Raw genomic sequence first — 20,424 nt, forward strand, 5'->3', positions numbered from 1 at the left:
TCTGCGCATGTCTCGTGGGCTCGGAGATGTGTATACGAGACAGGGGGGGGCCTGCCAGGTGGACGCCGCGGGGGCTGCGTCGGCCATCCACTCGGGCTGGGCCTCCTGGGGCGCGGCCCAGGCGGAGCGCGCGGCAGGGGCTTCAGGGGCGCCCCATTCCGGCGTGGAGGGAGCGGCGCTCCACTCAGGGGCGGCCTCCTCGACCGGGGCGTCCCAGGGCTGCTGGGCGTCGGTGGACGGCTGGGCCCAGGCGGAGCTCGCGGAGGAGTCCTCGGTGGCGGCCCACTCCGACTGCGCGGAGGCGTCCGTGGCGGCCCACGGCTGCTCCGCGCCCGGGGTCACGGCCTCCGGGGTCGCCCATTCGGGCTGAGCTTCGATGGGGGCCTCTTCAGCAGCGGCCCACTCGGGCTGCGCTTCGATCGGGGCCTCTTCGGCAGCGGCCCACTCGGGCTGCGCGGCGACGGGGGCGGCTTCCGTGGTGGCCCATTCGGGCTGCGCTTCGATGGGGGCCTCTTCAGCGGCCCACTCCGGCTGTGCGGCGACGGGGGAAGCTTCCGTGGTGGCCCACTCGGGCTGCGCTTCGATGGGGGCCTCTTCGGCGGCGGCCCACTCGGGCTGCGCGGCGACGGGCTCAGAGGCTTCCGTGGTCGCCCACTCGGGCTGCGCGGCGACGGGCTCAGAGGCTTCCGTGGTCGCCCACTCGGGCTGCGCTTCGATGGGCGCGGCTTCTTCCGTGGTCGCCCACTCGGGCTGCGCGGCGACGGGCTCAGAGGCTTCCGTGGTCGCCCACTCGGGCTGTGCTTCGACGGGCGCGGCTTCCTCGGTGGCCCACTCCGGCTGGGCCTCGATGGGAGCCTCTTCGGCGGCCCACTCGGGCTGTGCCGCGACGGGCGCGGCTTCCTCGGTGGCCCACTCCGGCTGCGCTTCGATGGGAGCCTCTTCGGCGGCCCACTCGGGCTGTGCAGCGACGGGCGCGGCTTCCTCCGTGGCCCACTCCGGCTGGGCCTCGATGGGAGCCTCTTCGGCGGCCCACTCGGGCTGCGCGGCGACGGGCGCGGCTTCCTCGGTGGCCCACTCCGGCTGGGCTTCGATGGGAGCCTCTTCGGCGGCCCACTCGGGCTGTGCAGCGACGGGCGCGGTGGCTTCTTCCGTGGCCCACTCAGGCTGCGCCGAGACAGGCGCGGCCTCTTCGGCGGCCCACTCGGGCTGCGCGGCGACGGGCTCGGAGGCTTCCGTGGTCGCCCACTCCGGCTGCGCTTCGATGGGCGCGGCTTCCTCGGTGGCCCACTCCGACTGCGGCGCCGTGGGCGCGGCAGCTTCCGTGCTCGCCCACTCGGACTGCGCGGCGACCGGTGTGGCGGCTTCTTCCGTGGCCCACTCCGGCTGGGCCTCGATCGGCGCGGCCTCCGTGGTGCTGTCGCTCGTCGCCCACTCCGGCTGGGCCTCGATCGGCGCGGCCTCCGTGGTGCTGTCGCTCGTCGTCCACTCAGGCTGGGCCTCGATCGGCGCAGCTTCACCCGTCGCCCACTCGGATTGCTCGGCGACCGGTGCGGACTCTTCGGTGGTCCACTCGGACTGCGCGGCGACGGGCGCGGTGTCTTCAGCCGTGGCCCACTCGGGCTGGGCCTCGACGGGCGCGCCCTCAGCGGTTCCCCACTGCGGCTGCGTGGGAACGGTGGCGCTGCCTTCAGGGGTGGTCCATTCCGGCTGGGCCTCGAGCGGCGCGGCTTCTTCAGCGGCGGCCCATTCGGGCTGCGCGGCAATGGGCGCGGCTTCTTCCGTGGCCCACTCCGGCTGCGCTTCGATGGGGGCCTCTTCAGCGGCCGCCCACTCGGGCTGCGCGGCGACGGGCGCGGCTTCCTCCGTGGCCCAGTCCGAATGGGCCTCGATGGGGGCGGCTTCTTCCGTGGCGTTCCAGTCGGACGTCTGTGCCGGCTGCGCGGCGTCAGCCTCCGGCGAGGCCCATTCGGACTGGGCCACGATCAGCGGAGCCTCTTCGGACGGGGGCGTCCATCCGCCCTGGGCATCCGCGACGGGCGCCGTCGTGGATGCGGCCCATGCGGATTCGGTGGCCGGGGCATCCCACGCGGGCGCGGCGTTCGCGGTGGGCTGTTCGGACGACGCGGTGCCTGACCACGCCTGCTCCGAACCGGTGCCCTCCGCCGTGTCAGCGGTGGCGGCCCACTCGGGCTGGAGCTCGATGGGGGCGGCGGGCTCCACGGCATCGGCGGCCCACTCGGGCTGGAGCTCGATGGCGGCGGACGTGTCCTGCAAGCCCACGGTGGCGGTGGAGTCCGAGGGCTCACCCTCGGCGGACCACGCCTGCGCATCCTGACCCGAGGTGTTCCACTCCGATGACTCGGTGGACTGCGCTTCGGCGAGCGACTCGGAGGCGGTGGCCAGCGGCACGGCGTCGTCGGCACTGCCGCTCAGCTCACCCCACTGTTCCGATGCAGGGGCCACTTCGGCCGCGGGCTCGACATCGTCCGAGCCGAGCTCCAGCGTGTCGGCTTCGATGTCCGGGCCGACCGGGATGCTGCGGATCCGCAGCGACGGAATGCCCGACTCATTCGCGAACGGGGAGGGCGGCGGAGTGAGCTGCTGCTCCTCTTCGGCTCCCAGGTCGGCCACGTCGAAGGTCTGCGCCTCCACACCGGCCGCGACCGCCGAAGCATCGCCGCCAACGGACCCATCCGCGGCGCCTTCGTAGGCGACATCGTTCGCGTCGAGCGCGATCTCCTCGGCGGGGACTTCCGCCTCAGGGGCGTCGCCGGACTGCCAGTCCGCCGAGACATCACTCGCGTCGAGCGCGATCTCTTCGGCGGGCGTCTCCGTGCCAGCCTGCCACGTCTCGGCGGCGACACCCGCCGGATCATTGGCCTGCCACTCCGTCGCGACGTCATCCGTGCCGAGCGTGATCTCCTCGGCGGAGGTCTGCACCGGAGCCGTGTTGTCGGCCTGCCACTCCGTCGCGACATCACTCGCGCCGAGCGCAATCTCCTCGCTGGCCGGGGCGTTGCCCGACTGCCAATCCGTGGCGACCTCGCTCGAATCGAGCGCGATCTCCTCGGCGGGAGCTTCCGTCGCGCCGGCCTGCCACTCCGTGGCGACATCCTCGGCTCCGAGGGCGATCTCCCCCGCGCCTTCCGGTGAAGCACTCGGATCGGCCTGCCACTCGGTGGCGACGTCATTCGTGCCGAGCGCGATCTCCTCCGCCGCGGCCTCGCCGCCGGTCTGCCAGTCCGAGGCGACGTCGTTCGTGCCGAGCGCAGTCGCATCGGCCGCCGGAGCCTCACCCTCAGCCTGCCAGTCCGTGGCGACGTCGCTCGTGCTGAGCGGGATCTCCTCCGCCTCCGCGGTTGCCTGCCACGCAGCCTCGACCTCGGTCGTGCCGGTCGCCAAGGCCTCTCCACCGGACTGCCAGGTCTCCGCGCTGGCCGTCTCCGGCTGCCACTCCGTGGCGACCTCGCCCGCGTCCAGGGCGATCTCCTCCGCGGGCACTTCCGTGGCCGCGGCGCCGTCGGTCCACGCCTCCGCGATGTCACCCGCGCCGAGCGCGATCTCTCCACCTTGCTCCGGCGCTCCAGCGACAGGGTCCGCATCCGTCCCCCACGCTCCCGCCGTCTCCGTCGCGACCGCCTGGGCCTCCTGCACGGCGGCTTCCACCGGCGCGGAGGACTCCGCCGTCGCGACGTCGCTCCAGTCCCACTCCGAAGCCGCGCCTTCGGCCGGCGCCGCCGGCTCCACCGCGAGCGGCGCGGTATCGAGCGCGCTGGCCCGGGACTCCTCGGACTCCACCGCCAGCGGCGCCGCGTCCCACGCCGCGTCCACGGGCGACAGGTCCTCGGCCATCACCGCCTCGGCGACGGGCTCGGCCTCCAGCAGCTCCGCCTCTCCGACCGCGTGCTCCGCGGAGGCAAGCGCCTCCGCCATCGGATCCAGACCGGACGTCGCCGGGGCCTGGGCCTCCGACTCGACCTCCATCGACAGGTCCGCGAACGAATCCTCCAGCGAGGGCTCCGGCTCGGCGGCGGCCACCGGGGGCGGCGTCTCCGTCGACAGACCGGAGAAGTCCTCTTCGGCGCTCGTGTCCCACGTCTCCGCCGGAGCAGGCGCCGTCGCCACGGGTGCCTGGGGCATCCACGGCGCGGGTTCACTCAGAGAGGGGATGTCGATGTCGTCCGTGCTGAGGTTCAGGCTGTCCGGCTCGGCGGGCGCCTGCGGGGCATAGGCCTGCGGATCCACCGGGGCCGCGTAGCCCGCCGCCGCGTTCGGGTCATACGCTGCGTTCGGGTCGTAACCCTGCTGCGCCCAGGCCGCCGCCGCGTTCGGATCATGGGCCGCGGTGTTCGGATCATACGCCGCAGCGTTGGGGTCGTAGCCGGCGGGGTAGGCGTACCACTGGCCATCCTCGCCGTAGTAGCCCTGGGCGTTGGGGTCGTAGCCGGCGGGGTAGGCGTACCACTGGCCATCCTCGCCGTAGTAGCCCTGGGCGTTGGGGTCGTAGCCGGCGGGGTAGGCGTACCACTGGCCATCCTCGCCGTAGTACCCCTGGGGCTGCTGCTCGGGCTGGGCCCACGCCTGAGCCGCCGCCGCGGTGTCCGCCGCGTCCTGGATGCCCAAAAGGCCGCGCAACTCGACCCAGCGAGCCTCCTCGACAGCGGACAGGCTTCCCAGCTTCCGCTTCTCATCCAGGAAGCGGAACTCTCTCATCGCGGCGCGCGTATCGGACATCCGTCACCTTGCTGCGCCAGCGTCTTGGGGGGACCGCCGCAGCGAAAATCTTGGAGGCCCGCGAGTGTAGGGGACTCCCGCCAGGGGGTAAACCAATCCGCCACGCCCGACCGGCCGCTACCTCCCCGAGAGGGCGGCACGCACCGCCAGATCCAGGCCCGCGAAGTCCTTCTCGTAGGCTGCCTTCAGGGCCTCCTGGAAGGACTCGGCCTGGCCCGCCTTCTGGATGAAGTCCAGGAGCTTCTCCTGTCCCCCCAGCCGCACCAGCTCCCGCACCGCCATGGCGGATGTTCCGTAGGCGACTTCCGGCTGGGACATGGAGATGGGCGCCTGCGAGTCCATGTCCGACAGCTTCGGCAGCCGCCCCTGCTTCGCCTGGCCCTTCATCACGTCGCGCAGGTAGCGCGGGGGGCCGTCCAGCCCCAGGTAGCGCCACTCGATGTACTCGGCCAGGCCCTCGTTGAACCAGCGGGGCAGGGCGCCGCCGCCGCGCGGGCAGATTTCGTCCACCGCCGCGTGCACGTACTCGTGCACCAGGGTGGCCTTCGTCGCCTGTGTCAGCTCCGCCGCGTCGTTCATGCGGATGGCGTTGTCGTGGTACAGGCCGGCCACCCGGGCCGCGTACGAGGGGCCCAGGTGCGTGGCGAACTCGTCGCGGGTGTAGAGCACCACGTTCAGCTGCCGCTCGCGGGCCCGGCCCAGCGTCCGCTGGGTGAAGTCATAGGCTTCATCGAGTGCGGACACGACCTTGCCCTCGTACTCCGCGCGCTGCCCGAAGTCCCGGTCGCTGTTGAAGTAGCGGATGGCGAAGCGGCTGTTCTGGCGCACGCGCATGCCGTCCTTGCCCACGCCGGATTCGTAGCTCAGGCTCGCCGGACGGACCTCTCCGCCCGCGGTCCCCTTCACCTGGCGCGTGTCCCCCGGGGAGGGCTCGCCATTCATCCGCTGCTCCAGGCGCTCCGCCTCGCGCCGCGCGGCCCCTTCCTCCGACACCTGAGCGCGCGCCTGCTGCATCAGCTTCTTCGCCTCCGCGGCCTCCTTCGACTTCGCGGGCACCTGCTGCAGCGTGGCCAGCGCCCCCGCCGAGTCCTTGTCCAGCAACTGCAACCTGCCCAGCTCCAGCGCGAACGCGCCGTCCTTGGGGAAGTTGGCCAGGCCCTTCTTCAGCGCCTCCTCCGCGGAGGCCCGTTGATCCGTCTTCAGCGCGGAGCGCGCCAGGCAGCGCAGGCCGCCCGCCGTCTCCTGGAAGGCCACGGCGCGCTCGCCCAGCGAGTACGCCATCACCGAGTCCTCCGCGAGCAGCGCCTCGCAGCCCTTGAGCAGCGGGCCCGCCACGGACGGCCGCTGCGCCTCCGGGTAGGAGGCTGGATCCGCGGCGGCGAACGCGAGGTACAGCTCCTCCCACTCCTTGTGGGCGGCCAGCTCCTTCGCCTTCTGCGCGGGAGGAGCGGCGGCGAGGAGCAGCAGGGCGATGAGGGGCGTGTTCATGGGTTTCCGGAGTATCGCCGAAGCCCCGAGCGCCCGCGCAAGCCTCCCCGCCCTACGTCCGTGCGACCTGCCAGCCCTGGGCCTCCAGCGCGGCCATCAGCTCCTGGATGTGCGCGTGCCCGGTGGTCTCCAGCATCACCTCCACCGTGGCCTCGCCCAGGCCCGCCTTGGAGAAGGCGCGGTCGTGGTGCAGGTCCACCACGTTGGCGCGCATCTCCGCGATCTGCGTGGTGAGCCGCGCGAGCACGCCGGGCCGGTCCGGCAGCCGCACCTCCAGCTGCACCAGGCGGCCCGCCTTCACGAGGCCCCGCTCGATGATGCGGCTGATGACGTTCATGTCGATGTTGCCGCCGCCCACGATGATGGCGACGCGCTTGCCCTTCGCCTGAGGAATCCGGCCGTTGACGAGCGCCGCCAGCCCCGCCGCGCCCGCGCCCTCCGCCACCGACTTCTCCTGCTCCAGCATCATCAGGATGGCGGCGGCGATCTCCTCCTCGTCCACCGTCACCATCGCGTCCACGTACTTGCGCACGTGCTCGAAGGTGAGCTCCCCCGGCACCTTCACCGCGATGCCGTCCGCGATGGTGGTGCCCGCGTTGGTGAGCTCCGTGCGCTTCCCGGCATCCAGCGACGCCTTCATGCTGGCGATGGTGGAGGCCTGCACGCCCACCACCTGGATGCGCGGGTTCGTCTGCTTCAGCGCCACGGCGATGCCGGAGATGAGCCCGCCGCCGCCCACCGGCACCACCACCAGCTCCAGGTCCGGGCACTGCTCCAACAGCTCCAGCGCGATGGTGCCCTGGCCCGCGATGACGTGCGGGTCGTTGAACGGGTGCACGAAGACCAGGTCCTCCGCGGCCTGGATGCGCAGGGCCTCCGCGTAGGCCTCGTCGTAGTTGGCGCCCTTGAGCACCACGCGCGCGCCGTAGTCGTCACGCGTGCGAGTCACCTTGATGAGCGGCGTGCGCTCCGGCATCACGATGGTGGCGCGGATGCCCAGCCGGCGCGCGTGGTACGCCACGCCCTGCGCGTGGTTGCCGGCGGAGGCCGCGATGACGCCGCGGCGCTTCTCCTCCTCCGTCAGCGTCAGCAGCTTGTTGAGCGCGCCGCGCTCCTTGAAGGCGCCGGTGCGCTGGAGGTTCTCCAGCTTGAAGTACACCACCGCGCAGTCGGTCTTCTCCGTGAAGTAGTCCGACGCGGGGCACGGCGTGGGGCGCAGCGCGGTGCGGATCCGTTCGCGCGCCGCCTGGATGTCCTGCAGGGTGACCATCATGGCCGGGCGTCTAGCGGAAGCGGGCCCCGCACGGAAGCGGCCCGGAGCCCCACGCCTGCCTGGCCGCGTGCGCGGCGGGGTGCGTCAGATGCCGCGCAGCACCGTGGCCTTGCCCACCCGGCCAATGGCCAGGATGTAAGCGGCCGTCCGCATGGAAACCTTACGAGACCGTGCAATCTGCGCCACCCGGTCGTAGGCCTCCTTCATCGTCTTCTCCAGCTCCGCGTTGACGCGGTCCTCTTCCCAGGAGACGTGCTGGAGGTTCTGCACCCACTCCAGGTAGCTCACCGTCACGCCACCCGCGCTGGCCAGGATGTCCGGCACCACGAAGATGCCGCGCTTCTCCAGGATGTCGTCCGCCTCCGGCTGGGTGGGGCCGTTGGCGCCCTCCACCACCAGGCGCGCGCGCACGCTGTTGGCGTTGTCGCGGGTGAGCACGTGGCCCAGCGCCGCGGGGATGAGCACCTCGCAGTCCGCCGCGAGCACGTCCTCGTTGGAGCACGGCGTGCCGCCGCTGAAGCCCGTCACGGTGCCGGTGCGCTTCACGTGCTCGAAGAGGGACGGCACGTCCAGGCCCATGGGGTTGTACATGCCGCCCAGCACGTCGGACGCGGCCACCACCACGCCGCCGTCGCCCCAGATGAGCTGCGCGATGTGGCTGCCCACGTTGCCGAAGCCCTGGATGGCGAAGCGCGTGCCCTTCACCGGCATGCCCAGGTCGCGCAGGATTTCACGGCACACGTAGAGCAGGCCGCGCCCGGTGGCGGCCTCGCGGCCCTTGGAGCCGTACAGCTCCAGGGGCTTGCCCGTCACCACCGCCGGGGAGTGGCCGTGGTAGCGCGAGTACTGGTCCATCACCCAGGCCATCACCTGGGGGTTGGTGTTGACGTCCGGCGCGGGGATGTCCCGCGTGGGCCCGATGACGTCCTGAATCTGATCCACGAACTTGCGCGTGAGCCGCTCCACTTCCTTGAGGCTCATCTGCGCGGGGTCGCACGCCACGCCGCCCTTGGCGCCGCCGTAGGGCACGTTCACCACGGCCGTCTTCCACGTCATCAGCGACGCGAGCGACACGCACTCGTCCTGGTCCAGGGCGGGGTGGTAGCGCAGGCCGCCCTTCATGGGGCCGCGGCTGTTGTCGTGCTGGATGCGGTAGCCCAGGAACGTGCGGATCTCGCCGGAGTCCATCTCGATGGACACCTGGACCTTCACCTCGCGCAGGGGCGTGGCCAGGAGCGTCTCGATGGGCGTGCCCACGTCCATCACCCGCGCGGCCTTGCGGAAGTAGTAGTTGGTGCCGTCGACGGCGTTCATGGTGGGCTTCACTCCTGAGGACAGACGGAAAACCTTAACAGAAGGGGTGCGCTACGATGAGGGCGTCCATGCGCCCCCATTCCCCGGACGACAGCGACGCCGGTTCGTCCCTGCAGGGACTGGCGCGGCGGATCCGCACGTTGCGCGAGCGCCGGGGCCTCACCCAGGAGGACTTCGCCGCCCGGTGCGACATCTCCGTGAGCTTCGTGTCCCTGCTGGAGCGCGGCGAGCGCAACCCCAGCTACGACACGCTCCTCCAGGTCGCGGCCGCGCTGGAGCTGCCGCTGGGGGAGCTGTTCCGGCTGGAGGACGCGGAGGACGCGGGGGCTCATCGGCTGGTGGAGTGGGTGCGGCTGAAGAAGCTGGGGCGCGACGACGTGGACCGCCTGCTGGCGGTGGCGGAGGCGATGTTCAGCGGCGGGCCGGGCGCTTCGACTCCTCCGGCGAAGGTGGGCGGCGAGGCCTGCGCTTCACCGGAGTGCGGCCGGCCCGTGCTGGCCCGGGGGCTGTGCGTGGCGCACTACCACCGGGCCCGCAGGAAGAAGACGGCTCCGGAGCCTTGAGGGAGCTGTGAGCCCCCCCGAGGCACGGAAGCACTACTTACGCTTGGCGCGCTCCACCTTGAGCGTCTTGCCCTCGCCGTGCGGCTTGCCGTGGGTGGACTCGAAGCCCGCCACGTCCTCCTCCGCCACGAAGACATACGCGTACGTGGGGCGCAGGTCGATGCGCAGCACCTTGCCCGCCGGAGCGCCCGCGGCCTCCAGCGCGGCGGTGACGCCCGCCTCGTCCAGGCCTTCCTGACGGCCCAGGCCCACCCACAGGCGCGCCTGGCCGGGGATGTCCTGCAGCGCCTCATGACGGGGGCGGCGCTCTTCACGCTGGCCGCGCGGACGGTGCCGCTCCAGCTTCAGCGGCTTGTCGTTGTGCGCCTTGCCGTTGAGCGACTCGAAGCCCTCGGCGTCACCTTCCGGCACGTAGACGTAGCCGTAGGTGGGGCGGGTGAGGGCCTTGATGACCTTGCCCGCCGGCGCGCCCAGGGACTCCAGCGTGGCGGGCAGCTTCGCCTCGTCCATGCCGTCGTCCATGCCCAGGTTCACCCAGAGCTTCACCTCGCCGGGGCCCGCGTCCGGGGACGGGGGCGGGCGGGTGCTGGTGGCGTCGCGCTCGCTGCGCGGCTTGCTCTTCTCCACGCGGAGCGTCTTGCCGCCGTGCTGCTTGCCGTTGAGCGCCTCGAAGCCCGCGGAGTCCTCCTCCGCCACGAAGACGTACGCGAACGTGGGGCGCAGTTCCGCGCGCACCATCTTGCCCAGCGGCGCGCCCGCGTCCTCCATGGCCGTGGCGATGCTGCCCGGCCCCAGGCCGTCCGCGGTGCCCAGGTTCACCCAGAGCTTCGTCTCGCCCGGGCCCGCCTCCAGCGCGGCGGAACCGGCACCCCGGCGCTCACCCCGGTCCTCGCGGCGCGGCTCGTCGCGGCGCGGACGGCGCTCGCGGTCCGGGTGCTCGTCGCGGCGCGGACGCTCGGTGCGCTCGCCGCGCTCCTCGCGGCGGGGACGCTCGCGGTCGCGCTCACGGTCGCGGTCCTTGCCCCGGCGCTCCATGGGCTTGCGCTCCGGCGCCGGCTCGCGCTTCTCCGTCTCACCGGCGGCCTGGGCCTTCTCCATGCGCAGGCGGCTGAAGTAGTACTTGATGAGGAAGGCGATGAGGTCGTCCGCGTCCGGCCGCTGCTTGAGCTGCGAGGCCAGGGGCAGGAAGCCCTCGAAGATGCTGGAGCCCATGCCCTCGCGCAGCTCGCGCAAGTGGCGCTCGGTCCACAGGTGCATCGCCTCTTCGGGGGCGGGCATCTCACGCATCTCGAACTTGATGCCGAACTTCTTCTCCAGCACGGTGAACGTCGCCAGCTCGCGCCCGGAGAAGAGGTTGATGGCCGTGCCCTTGTTGCCGATGCGGCCCGTGCGGCCCACGCGGTGCAGGTAGACGGCGGGGTCCTCCGGCAGGGAGTAGTTGATGACGTACTCCAGCCCGGAGATGTCGATGCCGCGCGCCGCGATGTCCGTGGCGACCATGAAGGCCACCTCGCCGCGCTTCACCTTGCCCATCACCCGCTCGCGCTCCTTCTGCGGCAGGTCTCCGTTGAGCAGCTCCGCGTCGAAGCCGTTGCGGTTGAGCACCGCGGTCACCAGCGCCGTGTCATCCCGCGTGTTGCAGAAGATGATGGCGTTGGAGGGCTCCTCCTTCTCCAGGATGTAGATGAGGTTGCGCGGCTTGGGGAACTGGTCCGACACGTCGTAGCGGATGTGGTGGATGTGCTCCACCGTGAAGACGTCGCCGGACAACAGCAGCGTCTCCGCGTTCGTCGTGTAGCGCGCGATGAGGTTCTGGATGTCCGTGGGGACGGTGGCGCTGAAGAGCAGCACCTGGCGCGTCTTCGGAAGGCGGTCGAGGATGCGCGTGACCTCCTCGTAGAAGCCCTGGTTCAGCATCTCGTCGGCTTCGTCGAGGATGGCGTGGTCGCAGCCGTCCAGCTTGAGGTTGCCACGGTTGATGTGGTCGAAGACGCGGCCGGGGGTGCCCACGATGATGGGCGTGCCCTCTTCCAGCGCGTCCTCCTGCTGCTTCATGGAGGCGCCGCCGTAGATGGCCGCCACCTTCACGCCCTTGTACTTGGCCAGGGTGGTGAGCTCCTCCGCCACCTGGAGCGCCAGTTCGCGCGTGGGGCAGAGGATGAGGGCGCGCACGCGCTTCTCGTCCGCGGGGATCTTCTCCAGCAGGGGCAGGCCGAAGGCGGCCGTCTTGCCCGTGCCCGTCTTGCTGCGGACGATGAGGTCCTTGCCCGCCATCGCGGGACCGAAGGCCTTGGCCTGGACGGGGGTGGGACTGGTGTAGCCGCGCTCCGCCAGCGCGCGGCGGAGGGGCTCGGAGAGGTTCATTTCTTCGAAGCTGATGTCCGCGATGTACTCGCCGGGACGCGTCGAGGCTTCGTCAGGTGCCGGGGCTCCCGGCGTGGGCTCTTGGATGTCGCTCATCGGGCATGGGCATAGCCCCTGCATTACCCTCTGGCAACAATCGCGGCACTTTGGGGTATGGAGCGCGCATGGCGAATGGGAGGAAGAGAACCAATGGTCCGGCCGCCCCCCGGCCCCGCGCGAAGCGCCCCGCGGCCTCCGCCCGGCCGGGGAAGGCCCGGGAATCCGCGCCTGAGGCTCCGGAGGAGGAGGGGGAGGAGGCCGCCCAGGACCCGGACGCCCTGGAGCCGGACCTGGCGGAGCTGAACGAAGCGGAGGCGGAAATCGAGGAGGTCCCCGCTCCGGCCCGCGCCGCCCGGCCGGCCGCCCTGGTGCGCGCGGAGGGCAGCAGCGCCCTCACCAGCCGGGACCCCCTCCAGGCCTACATGGCCGAGGTGACGAAGCACCCCCTGCTCACCCGGGAGGAGGAGCACCGGCTGGCCAAGGAGTACCAGTCCACGGGGGACGTGCGGGCGGCCTACCGCCTGGTGGCCTCCAACCTGAGACTCGTGGTGAAACTGGCCCACGAGTACCACCGCAACCCCCTGTCCCTGCTGGACCTGGTGCAGGAGGGCAACATCGGGCTGATGCAGGCCGTGAAGAAGTACGACCCGGACCGGGGCGTGAAGCTCAGCTCCTACGCCGCCTGGTGGATCCGCGCGTACATCCTTCGCTACATCATGGACAACTGGAAGATGGTGAAGCTGGGGACCACCGAGGCCCAGCGGAAGCTCTTCTTCAAGCTGCGCCAGGAGCAGGAGAAGCTCGTCTCCCAGGGCTTCGAGGCCAGCCCGCGCCTGTTGGCGGAGCGCCTCAACGTCACCGAGCAGGACGTGGTGGAGATGGACCAGCGGCTGGGGCACGACGAGGTGTCCATCGACGCGCCGCTGGGCAACGACGGGGACTCGGGCTCCACCCGGGCGGACCGCTACCTGCCGTCCAGCGCGGTGCCCGCCGACGAGCGCCTGGGCGGCGAGCAGCTCAAGGCCCTCTTCCGGGAGAACCTGGCCGCCTTCGCCCAGACGCTGGAGGGCAAGGAGCGCTACATCTTCGAGCACCGCCTCACCGCGGACGAACCGCTCACGCTCCAGGACATCGGCGACAAGTACGGCGTCAGCCGCGAGCGCGCCCGGCAGATTGAGGCGGCCCTCATCAACCGGATGCGCGAGTTCATGCGCGAACGCATCCCGGACTTCGACATGGTGGCGGTGCCCAAGGGCTGACCCGGGGGACGCGGGACAACGCGTCCACCGGTGGCCCGGCGCCTCCCGGCTACTTCCAGGGCCGGGAGATGACGCAGGCGTTGATGCCGCCCACGCCCATGGACAGCTTGCCCGAGCACCCCTCGGGCGCCGCCACTTCCTGGTTGAAGACGAAGCGGCCGTGCACCTTGGCGATCTGCTTGTTGAGCTCCGGGGCGGCCAGCGGCGTGGGGTACACCTTGCCCGCCGCCGCGCCCAGGTACTGCGCCGTGAGCTCCCAGCCGCCGCCCGCGGACATGCCGTGGCCGAAGGTTCCCTTGCGCGCGGTAATGAGCACGGACTCCGGCAGCACGTCGCGCAGGTTCTGCACCTCCAGGAAGTCACCAGGGGTGGCGGTGGCGTGCAGGTCCCAGCTGCCCACGTCCTGGGGCTGACAACCGGCGGCGCCCAGCGCCTCGCGGATGGCCAGCGTGGGGCCTTCCTTGGACGGGGTGATGATGTGGTCCGCGTCCGCGGTGACGCCCACGGCGACGGGCTCCAGGCCCAGCGCCTTGAAGCCCTTCTGCGTGAAGTGCTCGTAGTCGCCCACCACCCACACCACCGAGCCTCCGGCGATGTGCGTGCCGCGCAGCGCGGTGAGGGGCTTGGACACGGCGGCGTCCGCGGAGATGACGCGCGCGTTGTAGAATCCGCCCACCACCAGCGGGTTGGGCGCCGCGTCCGTCATGCCCAGCACCACGGCCTTCGCCTCACCCAGGCGGATGGCGTTCATGGCCAGCTTCAGCCCGTAGCCGAAGGACGAGCACGCGGCCACCGGCGCGAAGGTCATGCCGGTGATCTGCCCCAGCATGGACACCTGGGACGCGGGCGTGTTGTGGATGTTCCACAGCACGTTGGAGGACACGGCGTTCCACGGCGGCTCGGGCGCGCTCCACTTCTTCTGCAGGCGCCCGTTGCGCGTGCGCTTCTCCTTGATGACGGCCAGCTTGGCGGACTCCACGTCGCCCTCGTCGGGCACGCCAATGGCTTCAATCTCGCGCAGCTCCTCCAGGTACTCGCGCAGCTCCGGCGAGCGGCCCGCCCAGAAGTGCCACCAGTCGTCCTCCGCCTTGTCGCGCTCCACCTCCTCGATGGTGGAGGGCTCCGGAGGCAGGCCGGGCAGGGGCTCGCGCGTCTCACGCCACTGGCGAACGGCGCCGTTGCGCTCCGGGGAAGCCCAGAAGCGGTCCCACCGGCGCTGGGCGCGGTAGAGGTCCAGGGAGATGTGCTGGATGGTGGGCAGGTCGCCCAGGCCGGTGCCCACGTAGACGTGGGCCTTCGTGCCCAGGGCCTGGAGCTCCTTCTCGATGCCCGGGTTCTGCGACAGCGACTGGATGAAGGCGCCGATGGCGTACTGCGTGGGCTGCCCCATCTTCCGCTCCAGCTGGGAGAAGCGGTTGGCGGGGAAGCGCGCGTCGATCCACGGCTTGTAGTCCGCCAGGTTGAACGTGGGCGTGCCGACGAGGAAGTTGTCCGGACCGAAGCCGTTGAAGGGGGTCAGCCAGGTCTCGGACGACTCGAGGTTCTTCGCGAAGGCCTCGATGTTGGGGGAACGCGGGGCGACCACGCCCCAGCCGAAGATTCCGACTCTGCGCACGGGTGTTTCCTCCGCCGCCCGGGGGAAGGCTACAGCGGCTGGATCTTGAGGTTGTCGAAGTGGACGCGCGTCTGCCAGCCGGAGAACCCGAAGTACTGGTTCCGGGGGCCGTAGAGCGGGGACGCGTCCTGGAGGGTGAGGAAGGGCTTGCCGTCCACTTCCCACGACAGGAGTCCGTCCCGCCGGGTGATCTTGAAGTGGTAGCGCTGGCCGGGCACCACCGCGGCGCCGTCGCGCACGGCGCGGTCGTTGGTGTGCTCGTGCTGGCGCGCGATGATGGACTGGGTGTTCTTCCAGCCGCCGTAGATGAAGACGTAGCCGGTGGCGGTGTACTGCAGGCGCGGGTCGCCCGCGTAGAAGGAGCGGCCGTCGCCCCACGCCTCGACCTTCATGTCGCCGTCAGGGCTGTCACCCCAGGCGTCGAACTCGATGACGGCGTTCTCCGGGAGGGGCTTCTTCAGCCACACCGGGCGGTTGCCCACGTTCTGCACCACCAGCGCCCCGTCCTCGAGCTTCACGGCGGCGGGGTTGGTGACGTTCCACGCGTCACCCAGGGTGTCGCGGTTGAAGTCGTCCTCGGAGGGGCCCGGGGGCAGGGTGGGCTCCTGCTTCGCCACCAGGGTGGCGGGCATGGAGTCCGGCGTGCCGATGCGCAGGTTGTCGAAGAACAGCTGCGACTCCCAGCCGGACAGGCCCAGCCGGTCCTGCCCCTTGCCCTTCAAGGGGAACGGATCGTCCAGCTCCGCGACCAGCTGTCCGTCGATGGCCCACTTGAGCACGTTGCCGCGCCGCTCGATGCGCCAGTGGTACGTGCGGCCGGACTGGATGGGGGCGCCCACGCGGGACTCCACGCGCACCCGGGTGTCCTTCTTGAAGACGCCGGTGGCGACGAGGTCCGCGCCCTGGCCGCCGCCCTTCTCCGCGACGCGCGCGGCCTTGCGCTGGAGCGCGTCCAGCGCGGGGGCGTTGATGTCCTTCCGGGCGATGACGGACAGGCTGTTGTTCCACCCGCCCTGCACCAGCACGTAGCCGGAGGCCGGGTCGCGGCCGTTGCCGAACAGCTCCACGCGGATGTCGCCCTCGGGGTACTCCGGGCGCACGTCGAACTCCACCGCCACGTCGTCCGGCAGCGCGGCCTGGAGCCACAGCGGGTTGTTCTTGGGCGCGGGGCCGAGCAGCTCCCCGTTCGTCACGCGCCAGTAGGCGCCGGTGGAGAAGAAGTCGCGCGCGACGACGGCCGGGTCGTTGAACGACTGCTGGTAGGGCACCGTCGCGGTGACGTCCGCCTGGCCCCGGAAGAGCGCGTAGTGGATGAGCGGGAGCTGGATGAAGGCGACGGCGCCCGCGAGGATGGCCCACCCCTTGCGGCTCATGCCGGCGGGCTTGCGCCACCCCTCATGGGGCACGGCGGGCTGGGCGGCGTCCGGGGAAGACGGGACGGAGGCCGCCGGGGGCGACCCTTCCTGCTTCTGCGTGTCCTTGTCCTTGCGGCTGGCCTGGCCCATCGATGCTCGAGGAAGGGGAGGGGAAAGCCGGCGGAATCTACGCCCCGGCCCCCCCGGCGTAAAGGATTGCCGGGACAGGGGTTACTTGACCCCCCAGCGCTTCTCGAGCGCCTGCTGCTCCGCCAGGCGTTGCTTCTGCCGCTGCTTCTCCGCCTTCTGTTGATCCGACTCCTCGGGCGTGGGGCGCACGGCCAACTGGTAGACACTGCCCGCCAGGGCGAAGAGGAGCGCGGCGATGATGACGCCCCAGGGCCGGCTGGCCACCGCCTCCACCAGACCGCCGAACTGGTGCAGCGCCGCGAGCGCGCCAATCACCAGCAGCCACGCGCCCACCACCGACGCGACGATGCCGCTCACCTGCCGGTGGAGGATGGCGCCCACCAGTCCGCCCACGATGAAGCCCGGCCCGAAGCCGAGCAGGAAGTCGCTGGGGCCGGCAATCTGGCCCGCCAGCAGCCCCAGCGGCACGCCCACGCCCACGAAGGTGACGGCGGGCGGGAAGAGGAAGCCCAGCGCCATCAGTGCCGCGGCCACCAGGGTGGGCATGCGCGGATCCAGGTCGCCCAGGTTCAGCCGCTGGGTGATGGCGCCCGTCCACACCAGGCCCAGCACCGCGCCCACCGGGCCCGCCACCACGCGGAACAGCTTGCCGCCGCCCGCGAGCAGCAGCACCAGCCCCACGAGCGCGACCACCACGCCCACCCACATGGGGAGCAGTCGATAGATGCCCACCCAGCCGGAGGGGTTGAAGGTCTGGTACGACTTGAGCGCCTGGAGGAAGCCTTCCATGGCGCGGCATCCTAGCGGCTGTGGCCGTCAGGAATAGCGGGTCAGGGCGAGCCCCAGCAGCATCGCCAGGATGACGGCGCCCAGGAGCGCGTAACCGTAGAGGGCGCGGGGCGTTTCGGTGGCACGCAGCAGGTCTTCCGCGCGTTCGCGGTCTTCCGGGGAGGGGCTGCCCGCGAGGATGCGCCGCGCGTCCCGCCGGGCTCCGGCCACGTCACCCTGGTCCTTGCGGGCCCAGGCGGCGCGCACTTCTTCGGAGCCTGGGAGGGAGCCGGGAGCGGTGCCGGGAGCTTGGGGGGCGCCGCCGGGCTCCGGGGGCGTCTGTCCGCCTTTCGCCATGGGGCGCGTCTATACCAGGGAATGCAGGCACCCGCCGACGGTATAAGCAGGTCCCCATGCCTGTGCGGTCTCTCTCCCGTCGAAACCTCCTGCTCGCCACGTCCGCGCTCGTCCCGCTGCTGTCCCGGCGTGCGGCCGCCTTCGGTGAGAAGAGCCGCTTCATCCCCGCCGTGGCCCGGCACGGGGGCCGCTGGGACGGCCGGCTGTCGGGGCTGCGCCGGCTCGCGTGGGAGCTGCAGCGGCGCACGTCCGTGGAGGTGGTGCCGGACGCGCGCCCGTTCGCGCTGAACAGTCCGGACCTCTTCGAGTACCCGTTCCTCTACTTCGGAGGGGACGGGCCCTTCCCGCCGCTGAGTGACGCGGAGGTGTCCAACCTGCGCCGCTACCTGACGTACGGCGGCTTCGTGTTCGGGGACGCCAACGACGGCAGCGACGGGGACGGCTTCGACGCCAGCTTCCGCCGGGAGATGGCGCGCGTGCTGCCGCAGAGCCCGCTGAAGGAGGCGCCGAGCACGCACGTCGTCTTCAAGTCCTTCTTCCTGCTGGACGCGGCGCCGGGGCGGCTGCTGCACAAGCCGCTGCCGCTGGTGGCGAGCGTGGGCAAGCGCGCGGCGATCATCTACTCGCAGAACGACGTGGCGGGCGCGTGGAGCCGCAGCGAGTCCGGCGACTACGAGTTCGACGTGTCCCCTGGCGGCGAGCCGCAGCGCGAGCTGGCCATCCGCCTGGGCATCAACCTGTGCATGTACGCGCTCTGTCTGGACTACAAGGACGACGCGGTGCACCTGCCCCTCATCCTCAACAAGCGGCGCTGAAAGTGCGTTTCCTCGCGCGAACCCTCGAATGAACTCCCCGTCCTTCAACGCGTGGAAGCTCGTCAGCCTGTCGCCCCTGCCGGTCTGGGCGTTGGTGCTGCTGGGCGTGGGGTTGGTGCTGGGCATCGCGCTGGCGGCGTGGGGCGTGCGCCGCGAGCCGTCCCGGGGCCGCAAGCTGCTGCTGTGGGGCCTGCGCATCGGCGCGGGCGTGGCGGCGTTCTTCTTCCTGTTGGAGCCCGGCATCCGGCACCTGCAGGTGGCGCGGATGAAGAACCGGGTGGCGGTGCTGGTGGACCGCTCGGCGTCCATGAACTTCCCGTCGGAGCCGGGCGGGCCCACGCGCAGCGCGCAGGTGGCGGCGTTCCTGGAGAAGGCGGCGCCCACGTTCGCGTCCTGGCAGGACCGCTTCACGGTGGAGGTGTACGGGGTGGATCCGGAGCTGGCGCCGGTGACTGCCGCGCAGCTGGCCCAGGAGCCGGCGCGGGCGGGCACGACGGACCTGCTCGCGGCGCTGCGGTCGGCGGCGTCCGGAGGGCAGGGGGCGCGCAAGCTGTCCGGCGTGATGTTGTTCAGCGACGGCGCGGACAACACGGAATTGAAGGCCGGGGCGGTGGGCCGGGCGCGCGCGGCGCTCACGGACCTGGGCGTGCCGGTGTCCACGTTCCTGGTGGGCCAGGAGGCGCTGAAGGACTTGTCGGTGGAGGGGCTGAAGGTGGATGACTTCGCCTTCGTGCGCAACTCGCTGACGGTGGAGGTGGAGATCCACGGCCGCGGGTTCGCCGGGCAGGACATCCCCGTCGTCTTGAGCCAGGAGGGCAAGACGGTGGCGAGCAAGCTGGTGAAGATGACCACCGGCGACGACGTGAAGCCGGTGTCCTTCACCTTCACGCCGGACCAGACGGGGCGGTTCGTCTACACGGTGACGGTGCCCACGTTCCCGGATGAGGCGGTGAGCGACAACAACAGCCGCTCGTTCACGCTGAAGGTGATTCGCGACCGCGTGCGCGTGCTGCTGGTGGTGGGGCGGCCGTCGTGGGACGAGCGCTTCCTGCGCGGGCTGCTCAAGCAGGACGCGAACGTGGACCTGGTGTCGTTCTACATCCTGCGCACGCTGTCGGACGATCCGGGCGTGTCGAACGAGCGGGAGCTGTCGCTCATCCCGTTCCCCATGGAGGAGATCTTCGACACGAAGCTGCACACGTTCGACGTCGTCATCTTCCAGAACTTCGGTTACTCGGACCCTTCGCTGTCCATCGCGGAGTACGAGCGCAACCTGGAGCGCTACATCCACGAGGGCGGCGCGTTCGTGATGATTGGCGGCGACAGCGTGCTGGGCGAAGGGCGCGCGTCGATGCCCACGCTGATGGAGGCGCTGCCGGTGGAGGCCGCGGGCCCCGCGAACGCGGATCCGTTCAAACCGCGCCTCACGCCAGAGGGCCTGCGGCACCCGGTGACGTCCATTGGGACGGGCGCGGCGAGCACGGAAGGCTTGTGGGGCGAGCTGCTGCCCATTCCGGGCGCGAACCTGACGCGGGCGCGGCCGGGCGCGACGGTGCTGATGGACCACCCGTTCATGACGGTGGACGGGAAGAACGCGCCGCTCGTGTCGGTGTGGGACTACGGGCGGGGCCGGGCGATGGTGGTGGCGACGGATGCGACGTGGTCGTGGGCGTTCACGGCGCACCGGGATGGTTCGCCGAACCGGGCGTATGACCGCTTCTGGGGCAATGCGCTGCGCTGGCTGGTGAGGGACCCGGACCTGACGACGCTGAAGGTGACAGCGGATCCGCCGTCGGTGGAGCCGGGGCGTCCGGTGGGCGTGGTGGTGCAGGCGCGGATGGCGGACTACCAACCGGCGGACGGCGCGCAGGTGCGGGTGGAGCTGTTCTCCGTGGCGACGCAGAAGCCGGTGGCGGTGCAGACGGGCACGACGGGGGCGGACGGCGTGGTGCGGCTGGAGTTCGCGCCGCCGGCGCCGGGCCCGTACAAGCTGCTCGCGTCCGCGAAGAAGGGTGAGACGGACCTGGGCAAGGGCGAGGACGCGGTGGCGGTGCGCGCGGTGGGCCCGGAGCTGTCGGACGCGTCGGTGCGGCCGACGCTGATGGAGCAGATCGCCAGCATCACGGAGGGCAAGGCGTACAAGCTGCCGCAGGACGGGATGCCGGACGTGCCGCTGTTGGATCCGCCGGTGGTGGAGGTGGGGCGCGCGAAGGACCAGCCGCTGTGGGACCGCTGGTACTACCTGGTGGCGCTCATCGCGCTCCTGGGCGCGGAGTGGTTCGCGCGGCGGCGGTTCGGATACGTGTGACCCGGTAGGATGTCAGACTGCT

The 20,424-nt window shown here is 71.3% G+C and carries 13 protein-coding genes; 4 read left to right on the plus strand and 9 right to left on the minus strand.

What is annotated here, in order from left to right:
- The 4 genes from D7Y21_RS17200 to D7Y21_RS17215 all read right to left on the minus strand — a co-directional run.
- Positions 1 to 4,734: hypothetical protein (locus D7Y21_RS17200; RefSeq protein ID WP_121714456.1), on the minus strand; the 4,734-nt coding region annotated here is incomplete at its 3' end.
- A gap of 117 nt (positions 4,735 to 4,851) precedes the next feature.
- Entirely contained in the window at positions 4,852 to 6,222 is a 1,371-nt protein-coding gene (locus D7Y21_RS17205) for a peptidase MA family metallohydrolase (protein WP_121714458.1), read from the minus strand.
- 52 nt (positions 6,223 to 6,274) lie between these two features.
- Positions 6,275 to 7,492: a threonine ammonia-lyase gene (locus D7Y21_RS17210; RefSeq protein WP_120567669.1), complete on the minus strand. Its 1,218-nt coding sequence runs from the start codon at positions 7,490 to 7,492 to the stop codon at positions 6,275 to 6,277.
- Positions 7,493 to 7,579: 87 nt separating this feature from the next.
- Positions 7,580 to 8,809 (minus strand): Glu/Leu/Phe/Val dehydrogenase, encoded by a 1,230-nt coding sequence (locus D7Y21_RS17215; protein WP_120567581.1) that lies wholly within the window; start codon positions 8,807 to 8,809, stop codon positions 7,580 to 7,582.
- A 68-nt stretch (positions 8,810 to 8,877) separates the two neighbouring features.
- Here D7Y21_RS17215 and D7Y21_RS17220 point away from each other — a divergent pair, with 68 nt between their 5' ends.
- Positions 8,878 to 9,372 (plus strand): helix-turn-helix domain-containing protein, encoded by a 495-nt coding sequence (locus D7Y21_RS17220; RefSeq protein WP_120567580.1) that lies wholly within the window; start codon positions 8,878 to 8,880, stop codon positions 9,370 to 9,372.
- A 33-nt stretch (positions 9,373 to 9,405) separates the two neighbouring features.
- Here D7Y21_RS17220 and D7Y21_RS17225 read toward each other — a convergent pair whose 3' ends face one another.
- The gene (locus D7Y21_RS17225) at positions 9,406 to 11,832 is read right to left on the minus strand and encodes a DEAD/DEAH box helicase (RefSeq protein WP_120567579.1); all 2,427 of its coding nucleotides are present in this window, start codon (positions 11,830 to 11,832) and stop codon (positions 9,406 to 9,408) included.
- A 68-nt stretch (positions 11,833 to 11,900) separates the two neighbouring features.
- On the opposite strand from D7Y21_RS17225, the gene D7Y21_RS17230 reads away from it, so the two are divergent.
- Positions 11,901 to 13,034 carry an RNA polymerase sigma factor RpoD/SigA gene (locus D7Y21_RS17230; protein ID WP_121714460.1) on the plus strand — a complete coding sequence of 378 codons (1,134 nt, stop codon included), beginning with the start codon at positions 11,901 to 11,903 and terminating at the stop codon, positions 13,032 to 13,034.
- A gap of 49 nt (positions 13,035 to 13,083) precedes the next feature.
- On the opposite strand, the gene D7Y21_RS17235 is transcribed toward D7Y21_RS17230, so the two are convergent.
- From D7Y21_RS17235 to D7Y21_RS17250, 4 genes are all read right to left on the minus strand, one after another.
- Positions 13,084 to 14,649 (minus strand): beta-ketoacyl synthase N-terminal-like domain-containing protein, encoded by a 1,566-nt coding sequence (locus tag D7Y21_RS17235; RefSeq protein ID WP_120567577.1) that lies wholly within the window; start codon positions 14,647 to 14,649, stop codon positions 13,084 to 13,086.
- A gap of 29 nt (positions 14,650 to 14,678) precedes the next feature.
- Positions 14,679 to 16,154, minus strand: a complete 1,476-nt coding sequence (locus D7Y21_RS17240; protein ID WP_120567576.1) for a hypothetical protein — start codon at positions 16,152 to 16,154, stop codon at positions 14,679 to 14,681.
- Between the two features lie 81 nt (positions 16,155 to 16,235).
- Positions 16,236 to 16,943, minus strand: a complete 708-nt coding sequence (locus tag D7Y21_RS17245; RefSeq protein WP_120567575.1) for a hypothetical protein — start codon at positions 16,941 to 16,943, stop codon at positions 16,236 to 16,238.
- Between the two features lie 27 nt (positions 16,944 to 16,970).
- A complete protein-coding gene (locus D7Y21_RS17250) occupies positions 16,971 to 17,279 on the minus strand; it encodes a molecular chaperone DnaJ (RefSeq protein ID WP_120567574.1) in 309 nt (102 codons plus the stop codon).
- Between the two features lie 56 nt (positions 17,280 to 17,335).
- Here D7Y21_RS17250 and D7Y21_RS17255 point away from each other — a divergent pair, with 56 nt between their 5' ends.
- Together D7Y21_RS17255 and D7Y21_RS17260 are read left to right on the plus strand one after the other, a co-directional pair.
- A complete protein-coding gene (locus D7Y21_RS17255; RefSeq protein ID WP_121714462.1) occupies positions 17,336 to 18,094 on the plus strand; it encodes a DUF4159 domain-containing protein in 759 nt (252 codons plus the stop codon).
- Positions 18,095 to 18,122: 28 nt separating this feature from the next.
- Positions 18,123 to 20,402 carry a glutamine amidotransferase gene (locus D7Y21_RS17260; protein WP_120567572.1) on the plus strand — a complete coding sequence of 760 codons (2,280 nt, stop codon included), beginning with the start codon at positions 18,123 to 18,125 and terminating at the stop codon, positions 20,400 to 20,402.
- Positions 20,403 to 20,424: the final 22 nt, after the last annotated feature.

This window comes from Corallococcus sp. AB045, from assembly GCF_003668895.1.
GTDB classification, from domain to species: domain Bacteria; phylum Myxococcota; class Myxococcia; order Myxococcales; family Myxococcaceae; genus Corallococcus; species Corallococcus coralloides.

Coding starts and splice junctions, on each gene's coding strand:
- D7Y21_RS17205 (WP_121714458.1), bottom strand. CDS start 6,222: ATGAACACGCCCCTCATCGCCCTGCTGCTCCTCGCCGCCGCTCCTCCC.
- D7Y21_RS17210 (WP_120567669.1), bottom strand. CDS start 7,492: ATGGTCACCCTGCAGGACATCCAGGCGGCGCGCGAACGGATCCGCACC.
- D7Y21_RS17215 (WP_120567581.1), bottom strand. CDS start 8,809: ATGAACGCCGTCGACGGCACCAACTACTACTTCCGCAAGGCCGCGCGG.
- D7Y21_RS17220 (WP_120567580.1), top strand. CDS start 8,878: ATGCGCCCCCATTCCCCGGACGACAGCGACGCCGGTTCGTCCCTGCAG.
- D7Y21_RS17225 (WP_120567579.1), bottom strand. CDS start 11,832: ATGAGCGACATCCAAGAGCCCACGCCGGGAGCCCCGGCACCTGACGAA.
- D7Y21_RS17230 (WP_121714460.1), top strand. CDS start 11,901: ATGGCGAATGGGAGGAAGAGAACCAATGGTCCGGCCGCCCCCCGGCCC.
- D7Y21_RS17240 (WP_120567576.1), bottom strand. CDS start 16,154: ATGGGCCAGGCCAGCCGCAAGGACAAGGACACGCAGAAGCAGGAAGGG.
- D7Y21_RS17245 (WP_120567575.1), bottom strand. CDS start 16,943: ATGGAAGGCTTCCTCCAGGCGCTCAAGTCGTACCAGACCTTCAACCCC.
- D7Y21_RS17250 (WP_120567574.1), bottom strand. CDS start 17,279: ATGGCGAAAGGCGGACAGACGCCCCCGGAGCCCGGCGGCGCCCCCCAA.
- D7Y21_RS17255 (WP_121714462.1), top strand. CDS start 17,336: ATGCCTGTGCGGTCTCTCTCCCGTCGAAACCTCCTGCTCGCCACGTCC.
- D7Y21_RS17260 (WP_120567572.1), top strand. CDS start 18,123: ATGAACTCCCCGTCCTTCAACGCGTGGAAGCTCGTCAGCCTGTCGCCC.